The sequence below is a fragment of the Candidatus Proelusimicrobium excrementi genome, assembly GCF_937881865.1.
Classification (GTDB): domain Bacteria; phylum Elusimicrobiota; class Elusimicrobia; order Elusimicrobiales; family Elusimicrobiaceae; genus Proelusimicrobium; species Proelusimicrobium excrementi.
Genome location: NZ_CALGEO010000083.1, coordinates 1 through 7,459, shown reverse-complemented (window position 1 = coordinate 7,459; position 7,459 = coordinate 1). Strand labels below are relative to the sequence as shown.

At 45.3% G+C, this 7,459-nt stretch carries 8 protein-coding genes and 1 tRNA gene; 5 read left to right on the top strand and 4 right to left on the bottom strand.

The features are described from left to right. Together ACQY26_RS03895 and ACQY26_RS03890 are read right to left on the bottom strand one after the other, a co-directional pair. Positions 1-409: P-loop NTPase (locus ACQY26_RS03895; RefSeq protein WP_428047794.1), on the bottom strand; the 409-nt coding region annotated here is incomplete at its 3' end. Positions 410-572: 163 nt separating this feature from the next. After that, positions 573-2,342, bottom strand: a complete 1,770-nt coding sequence (locus ACQY26_RS03890) for an LTA synthase family protein (protein WP_428047793.1) — start codon at positions 2,340-2,342, stop codon at positions 573-575. A gap of 92 nt (positions 2,343-2,434) precedes the next feature. On the opposite strand from ACQY26_RS03890, the gene thrS reads away from it, so the two are divergent. Continuing rightward, positions 2,435-4,180 carry a threonine--tRNA ligase gene (gene thrS, locus ACQY26_RS03885; protein ID WP_428047792.1) on the top strand — a complete coding sequence of 582 codons (1,746 nt, stop codon included), beginning with the start codon at positions 2,435-2,437 and terminating at the stop codon, positions 4,178-4,180. Between the two features lie 140 nt (positions 4,181-4,320). Beyond that, entirely contained in the window at positions 4,321-4,869 is a 549-nt protein-coding gene (locus ACQY26_RS03880; RefSeq protein ID WP_428047791.1) for a thioredoxin family protein, read from the top strand. Here ACQY26_RS03880 and ACQY26_RS03875 read toward each other — a convergent pair. Beyond that, positions 4,861-5,097: a hypothetical protein gene (locus tag ACQY26_RS03875; RefSeq protein ID WP_428047789.1), complete on the bottom strand. Its 237-nt coding sequence runs from the start codon at positions 5,095-5,097 to the stop codon at positions 4,861-4,863. The two genes, ACQY26_RS03880 and ACQY26_RS03875, sit on opposite strands and share 9 nt — an antisense overlap. Before the next feature lie 32 nt (positions 5,098-5,129). Here ACQY26_RS03875 and ACQY26_RS03870 point away from each other — a divergent pair, with 32 nt between their 5' ends. Beyond that, entirely contained in the window at positions 5,130-5,948 is an 819-nt protein-coding gene (locus ACQY26_RS03870; RefSeq protein ID WP_428047788.1) for a hypothetical protein, read from the top strand. A gap of 59 nt (positions 5,949-6,007) precedes the next feature. Continuing rightward, a tRNA-Leu gene (locus ACQY26_RS03865) sits at positions 6,008-6,089 on the top strand. Between the two features lie 219 nt (positions 6,090-6,308). On the opposite strand, the gene ACQY26_RS03860 is transcribed toward ACQY26_RS03865, so the two are convergent. After that, on the bottom strand, positions 6,309-6,740 hold the full coding sequence (locus ACQY26_RS03860; protein WP_428047787.1) for a hypothetical protein: 432 nt from the start codon (positions 6,738-6,740) through the stop codon (positions 6,309-6,311). Between the two features lie 107 nt (positions 6,741-6,847). Between ACQY26_RS03860 and ACQY26_RS03855 the strand changes: the two genes are divergently transcribed. Further along, positions 6,848-7,459: ABC transporter permease (locus tag ACQY26_RS03855; protein ID WP_428047786.1), on the top strand; the 612-nt coding region annotated here is incomplete at its 3' end.

Here is a 7,459-nt window from a genome sequence, read left to right as displayed (position 1 = left end):
AGAACTGCCCCACCGCGGAAGTTATCAAAGCTCCGCGCCAAATTACGGGGTCGTTTTCATGTTCGAGAAGTAAATTTAAGGACATTACCTTTACACCGTTTTTCGCCTGCGCCGGCAAAATGCCGTCGCCTTCGGCCGAGGCTTCGGCCTTTTCTTTTATGCCGAATATTTTGGGTATGGAAGGGCCGGTAATGTCGGCGTCCAAAACGCCGCATTTAAAACCTTTTTTCGCCATGGCGGAAGCCAAAAGCCCGCTTACCAAACTTTTGCCTACTCCGCCTTTGCCGCTCAGTACGCCTATAACGTGTTTTATGCGGCTTTTGGCGTGAGGCTTAAACTTTTGAATTTCCGTCCGCTCCGCGCAGTTTTGGGAGCAGGACGCACAATCGTGACTGCAATTTTCGCTCATATAAAATATTCCTTAATAAATATAATTTACATTCATTATATCATTTGCGAGGCCTAGGATAATTCCGCCCGGGCGCGTCAAGCGGATTGGCGTATCGTACTAGCGGCGGTTTAAAATAAAACCCCCGGCTTAACCGGGGGCGTTTATCCGAGGAAATCCCTGTTTATTTTTCTTCTTCCGTCAAAGCCGTGTATAACAGGGAAACCAAAGCTTTATCTTCTTTCTTTGAGGAATTTAACGGTACGAATCTTGTTCCGCCGTCATTTTTGACCGCGATATAATTATCTTTAATATTAAATACCGTGCGGGGGGTGCTTTCAAAAATGCTGCGGCCGAACATTCCTTTGGGCGCGGGTATGCCGGCAAGGCCCAATATGGTAGGCGCGATATCCTGCTGGGATTTGAAAGAATCCCGGCTGACGGCTTCCTTTATAGGTTTTTGTGATATAAATATCATTGGCACTTCGTCAAAAACGGAGCGGTAATTTTTAAACAGACCGCCGGTGTCCAAATTGGCGAAGAAAGGATGATCGGCCGTTATTATAAGCAAAGTTCTGTCGTCAAGGAGTTCGGCTTCGTCCAAAGCCACCAAAAACAGGCTTAAATCATAATTGTAATTGCCGAAAGCGCGCGGCATATTCGGCCTCTCATAGAGATTTTGCAAATCCTCGCCGTCTTCCGGCGCGGTAAGGGGGGGATATTCCTGCCCCAAATAATCATTGCGGCCCGTTGGTACGTGCGTATCCACCGTAAGAATATTCATAAACAATTTGTCGTTTTTATGTTCTTTAAGATATTTTACGGCATAATCAAAAAGCCGCCTGTCGGTAAGGCCCCACCATGCGACGTAAGGGGCGTATTCGGGTTTGCTCTCAAAATATTTTGCGCCGTAAATTTCTTCAAAACCGGCGGATTTAAGGATAATATGTTCGTTCATATATTCTTCGTTCGCGCCGCGCAGAAAAACGGTTTTAAAGCCTTTTTCTTTCAGTATTTTTACCAGAGAAAGCGGATAATCATTGTTAAAACTGAGCTCGGCGTTTGGATGCCCGGAGAAAATCACGCTCAGCCCGTACAGCGTGGAAAGCGTAACCGACTTAAGCGAAGCGTAAGGATAGCCTGTTACAAGCGTATCAAAAGTATCGCTGGCTTCGGATGGAATCGCCGGATTAAAAGTCTTTATGAATTTGTTGGAAAACGCCTCCGTCGTAAGCAAAATAATTCTATCATAGGTGTTTTGATTGGTAAAAGCCGTGGGCTTAAAAAGATTGTATTTATCGGCTTCTTCCTTTACCGCGCCTTCAAGCTCGGCCGTTTTTTTATACTGAGGCTTATCGGCTATCAGTTCTTTTATTATTCCCGCCGCCGTGGTATCCATTAAATGCTCGGCGAAGAACACGTCCGCCCCTTTCATAAAGTTAAGCGGCGTAATCACCGCAATAAGCGCCAAAAGCACCGCGCAGAGGGCTATTCTTTTTGCGCTGGCGTGCCTGCCAGGTTTGTGCCACATATTCTTTACGGCAAAGAACGGGAAGATGTAGAGGAAAACCAAATATAAAATAAGGCGTATATCCAATAAAAATTGATATTGCGCCCCGCCCAAAGTCATCAGATATTTTACGCCGAAGCGTTCCTTAAAATAAACCAGCAGGACTATGTCGGCCGATATGGTTACGTAATACAAAAACATAACCAGAGCGAAGACCCCCGCCTTGGTAAACCCCATAACGTGTATCAGGCTTATTATTATTGAAATGGTAAGGAACTCAACCGCAAATTTGTTTAAAGCGCCTATGGTGCAGGTTGTCCAGGTTAAAGCGTCCAGCTGGTAAAGGCCCGTAAAATAGAAAATCATGCCGGGCAGCGTAAGCAAAGCGAAAAGCCAAAAATCCTGCCTCAGCAAGGAAAGATACTTTTTAACGAAAGAAAGCATAATTACCCCGCTATATAAAAAAATGATAAAATAATTATACAAAATGTAAATAGACGTAAGAAGCGGCATACTCGGCCGCCAAGAGGTAAATTATGGAAAATATTGAAACGAAGCGTCATTCCTGTTCGCATATTCTCGCCGCCGCCGTGCAGGAGCTTTTCCCCGGCACTAAACTGGGCATAGGCCCCGCGATTGAAAACGGCTTTTATTATGATTTTTTATCGGACCATAAATTCACTCCGGAAGATTTAAAAACCATTGAAGACAAAATGAAGCAGATTATAAAATCCAAACAGCCTTTCGTTCGCAAAGAAGTGAGCAAGGCCGAAGCCGAAGCTTTGTTTAAGAGCAAAGGCGAGGATTTTAAAGTGGAGCTTATTTCCGAACTGCCTGACGGCGAAATCAGCGTATATACAAACGGCTCTTTTACCGATTTGTGCCGCGGCCCTCACGTGGAAAACACCGGCGCGGTAAACAATTTCAAGCTTACGCATACGGCCGGCGCATATTGGCGCGGCGACGAAAAACGCCCGCAGATGCAGCGCATATACGGCATCGCTTTTGAAACCAAAGACGAGCTTAAAGCCTATATCAAACAGCAGGAAGAAGCCGCCAAACGCGATCACCGCAAACTGGGCGCGGAATTGCAGCTTTTCAACATTAACGACGACGTCGGCCCCGGCCTTGTACTTTGGCTGCCCAAGGGCGGTATGCTCAGAAAAGTGCTGGAAGACTGGATCAAAGACGAAAATTTAAAACGCGGCTACGGGATTGTAACCACGCCGCATATAGCGCGCCTTCACTTATGGCAGAAATCCGGCCACGCCAATTTTTATAACGACAGTATGTTCAAGCCGATAGAGGTAGACGAACAGAAATATCAGCTTAAACCTATGAACTGCCCTTTCCATATAGCCGTATATAATACCGCTTTGAGAAGCTACAGAGATTTGCCTCTGCGTCTTTTTGAACTCGGCACGGTTTACCGCTATGAACGCTCCGGCGTAATGCACGGGCTTTTAAGGGTGAGGGGCTTTACTCAGGACGACGGACACATTTTCTGCGCGCCCGAACAGATAGAAAAGGAAGTTCAGGATTGTTTTAACTTCGCCATGCACATTATGAAGACTTTCGGTTTTGAAAAATTCAAAGTGGAACTTTCCACCTGGGACGAAAAACATCCCGAGAATTATACCGGCAAGTCCGAAGACTGGCACCGCGCGCAAGCCGCTTTGGAAGACGTACTTAAACACAATAATATTCCCTATACGGCACACGCCGGGGAAGCGGCTTTCTACGGCCCTAAAATCGATATAAAACTTATCGACGCGATCGGCCGCCCGTGGCAGCTTTCAACGATACAGTTCGATTTTAACCTGCCCGAACGCTTCGATATAACCTACGTCGCGCCGGAAGGCCGCAAACGCCCGCTTATGGTTCACAGAGCCATGCTCGGTTCAGTGGAAAGGTTTATCGGTATTTTAATTGAGCATTACGCAGGCGTTTTCCCGCTGTGGCTTGCCCCGGTGCAGGTAAAAGTGCTTACTTTGACCGACGCCCAAGCCCCTTACGCCAAAGAAGTCTGCGAAAAGCTTACCGCAGCCGGTTTAAGGCCGGAACTTGACGACAGAGGGGAAAAGCTCGGCGCAAAAATCCGCCAAGCGCATTTGGAAAAAGTCCCTTACACCGTCATAATCGGCGCGAAGGAAGCCGCTGAAAATACGGTAACCGTCCGCCTTAGAAGCGGCAAGAACATTGAAGGCGTAAAGCTGGATGAGTTTATCGCCAAACTTAAGGAAGAATCGCAAAGCAGGAGCCTTTCAAACTTATTTAATTAAAGTTCTTTGCAATCTTTTGAGGCCGCCGCTTTCCCGGCGGCCTTTTAGTTTTCCCGGAAAGCCGCCGATTTATAATCGCGGGCTTGATTGGTGCGGGGAATTGTTTTAAAATTAAAATATAGGCTTTTGGAGGAGGTTTTATGAAAAAAATTTCAAAATTGTTTGCATTTTTAATATGTTTGTCCGCGGCTTGCGGGGTTTTTGCCGCGCAGAGTTTCTCCGAGGTTAAAAGCGGGGCCGTTTCCGAAAAGGTCGGCACGGCCGTAAACGAAGCCAAAGCTTCGGCTGCTTCAGTTCCTTCCTCTCAGTATTTTTCATCTTCTTCATTAATAAAAGATGTTACCGACGCCGATTTTAATAAGGAAGTCTTAAATTACAAAGGGGTGGTTGTGGTTGATTTCTGGGGAACCAAATGTGAGCCTTGCGAGCAAATGTCCGTTGTGATTGAAAAGGTCGCCAAAGACTATAAAGGCAAAGTAAAATTCGTTAAGATGCGTTCGGATGTTTCCATGTCCAATATGCGCAAATATATGACCGAATATGCGAAAAAATATGATAAATCCCTTAAAGAAGTTGGAGTGCCTTTTATAATTTTCTTTAAAAACGGCGTTGCGGAAAGATACATAAATGGTTTTAGAGCTTCATCTGCGGAAACAAATATACGAGACGAGATCCGGGCTTTACTGTAAAAACGCTTCTTTCCCAAATATATATTTTAAGGACCTGGGCCCAAAATAGGTCTTATTGCCCTTGCGCAGGCGGTGATTATCTTTTAATATTTTATAAAGGCAGCAGATTTTCTTTCGTAACGGGAGGTAAATCAAGCAAGACTTAAGGGGGAAAACAAATCCCTTTAATGACATCGCTTTAAGATATGCCGGCTCTTCTCGCATATGATTACCGTGTTCTTTAGCCATACAATACCGCTTTGCTAATGAGAGGCATTATTATGAGAAAGTTCCTGTTTTGTTTAGCTCTGTTGTTCCTGCCGTTGTGTTTATCGGCGCAAGGTAAATTCCTTACGGAAGGCGTCAAAGCAGTTAAAGGCGGAAAAAGTGCCTTTTCACTTATTAGAAGAGTAAAACTCCCTAAAAAATTTGCAAAAACCGCCAGGTATTCGAGTGCGGCCTCTTCCGCGAAAAGGCTTTCCAAGCTTGGCTTTACGGGCCAAAGCTTTACCGCAAGCCTTGAAAGAAACGCGCAGGTGGCGGAATTTCTTGACAGAGCAATCAACGCCAAAAGGATTCAGGCCGAGCTCGCCGCGCTTAAATATAACAGTACTTTGGTGTCGCTGCTTGCCGATCCTGCGGAAGCTTGGGGCTCTTACGCCAGGCTTAAAAGTATTGCCCGCATGGCAAAGGCCGATCCGAATGTTATTGCTCTTCAGCCTTCCTGGCATGCCATATGGAAATCCACAGGCTTTAACGGCGCTCATCATATAATGAATCAATACGCAATAAAACAAATATGGCATACTTCGCCTTATGCCGGCAGAATAGATTTCGGCTTGGTAATAAAAGACGCTCCCAGTATGTTCCATCAATTTCACGGCAAGCCGGCTTTCGGTTATGTTTTCCACAATCCCGAGGTGCAAGTTTCCCTGTATATGAAAGGAGGGGTAAAAGCCGTAATGGAAAATCAGCTTATGCAAATCAATATGCTTAATATGGAATACGGGCTTCCGCAGCTTTCGGAAACTTTCCTTCAAAATACGATGAGGCACGCAAAAAGCTGGGCCAAAGATTACAAATTGAAGTGGAAAGAATAAAATAATTTTGAAAATAGGAAATTATTTTGTTATAATCTATATATAAAATTTAAGCAGCCGCGCGGGTGGCGGAATTGGTATACGCGTGCGTTTGAGGGGCGCATGCCTTACGGCTTGGGGGTTCGAGTCCCCCCCCGCGCAGGAAGATTTATTAAATACGGTGCGCCTTAAAGGCGCATCTTTTTTTGTCTGATTTTTTAAATATCCGTTTTGCGCGGTACAAACCTGCAATTTGGCTAAGATTAAAACCCCCGGCTTTAACCGGGGGGATTTTTATGGTTGGGCTTCTTTTCGTACGGTCTTGTAAACGGCTTGCAAAGAGGGCAGAATCCTTTTTATTCTGCCTTTAAAATGAGAGAATCAAATCAATATTAAAACACAAACGCCGAATATTACCGTCCAACCGAAAAGCTCTTTTACGCTTGTAAGCAAAGCTTGGGCCGATATTATCTGAAAATTTGCCTCCAAGCCTTTTTCAAGAACTTCCACCGAAGCCAAATTGGCCTCCATAACTCCTTGCAAAGCCCGGGCGAAAACAGCCTCCCCGGCCGGCGAGCCTATGCCTGTTTTTATCAGCCCCAAAATGCACAGAACCTGAAAATAATTTTTAAACGGCGCAGTCGCCTGAGCGTATACCGTCAGCGTTATAAACACCGTTACATGCCCGAACCCGTAACATAGCAAAGGCAGATAAAGGCTTTCAATCTTTAAATCGGACGAAATTAAAAAGAACATCATCAAAGAATAGAAAATTACAAAAAGCATACCCAAAAAAGTAAGCAGATTTATCAAATTTTGATTTTAAACAGAGCCGCCCGTTTCTGATAAGCGGTCCGCGCCGCACAGGCAAACAGAGCTTTCTTTTCCTGTTTATAACCTAATTTAATATAATTGAAGATATGAAATTTGAAACTTTTATCGCTCTGAGGTATTTGCTTTCCAGAAGTAAAGGCGTATTTACGGTCATCACGACGGTTATCGGCATATTGGGCGTTTGCGTAGGCGTTGCCGCGCTGGTAACCACGCTTGCCGTTATGAGCGGTTTCCAAAATGACATAAAAAACAAAGTCATAGGGGCGCAGGCGCATATAATGATTGTCGGCTCCATGCCGGAAGGCCGCTACCAAAAAGTGCAGGAGGCTATATCCTCCGTCAAACACGTTAAAGCCAGTGCGCCTAATATTTTGGGGCAGGCCATTTTAAATTTTTCGGATTATTCCCAAGGCGTAGTAATACGCGGTTTGGACGCCGAGCAGGAAAAGCTTACAAGCGATTTGCCGTCTTCTTTGGTTGAAGGTTCTTTTTCCAAAGAGGGGGTAAGCGCACCTTTGGTGCTTGGCACAGAACTTGCGGCGAATATGGGGCTTGATATCGATGATAACGTCGTTTTGGTTTCGCCGCGCTCTTTGGCGGGCGGTCTTCCCAAAATGAAGCGTTTTAAAATTACCGGCCTTTTGAAAACCGGTTATTACGAATTTGACAACACCATCGCCTATGCGCCTTTGGCTGAC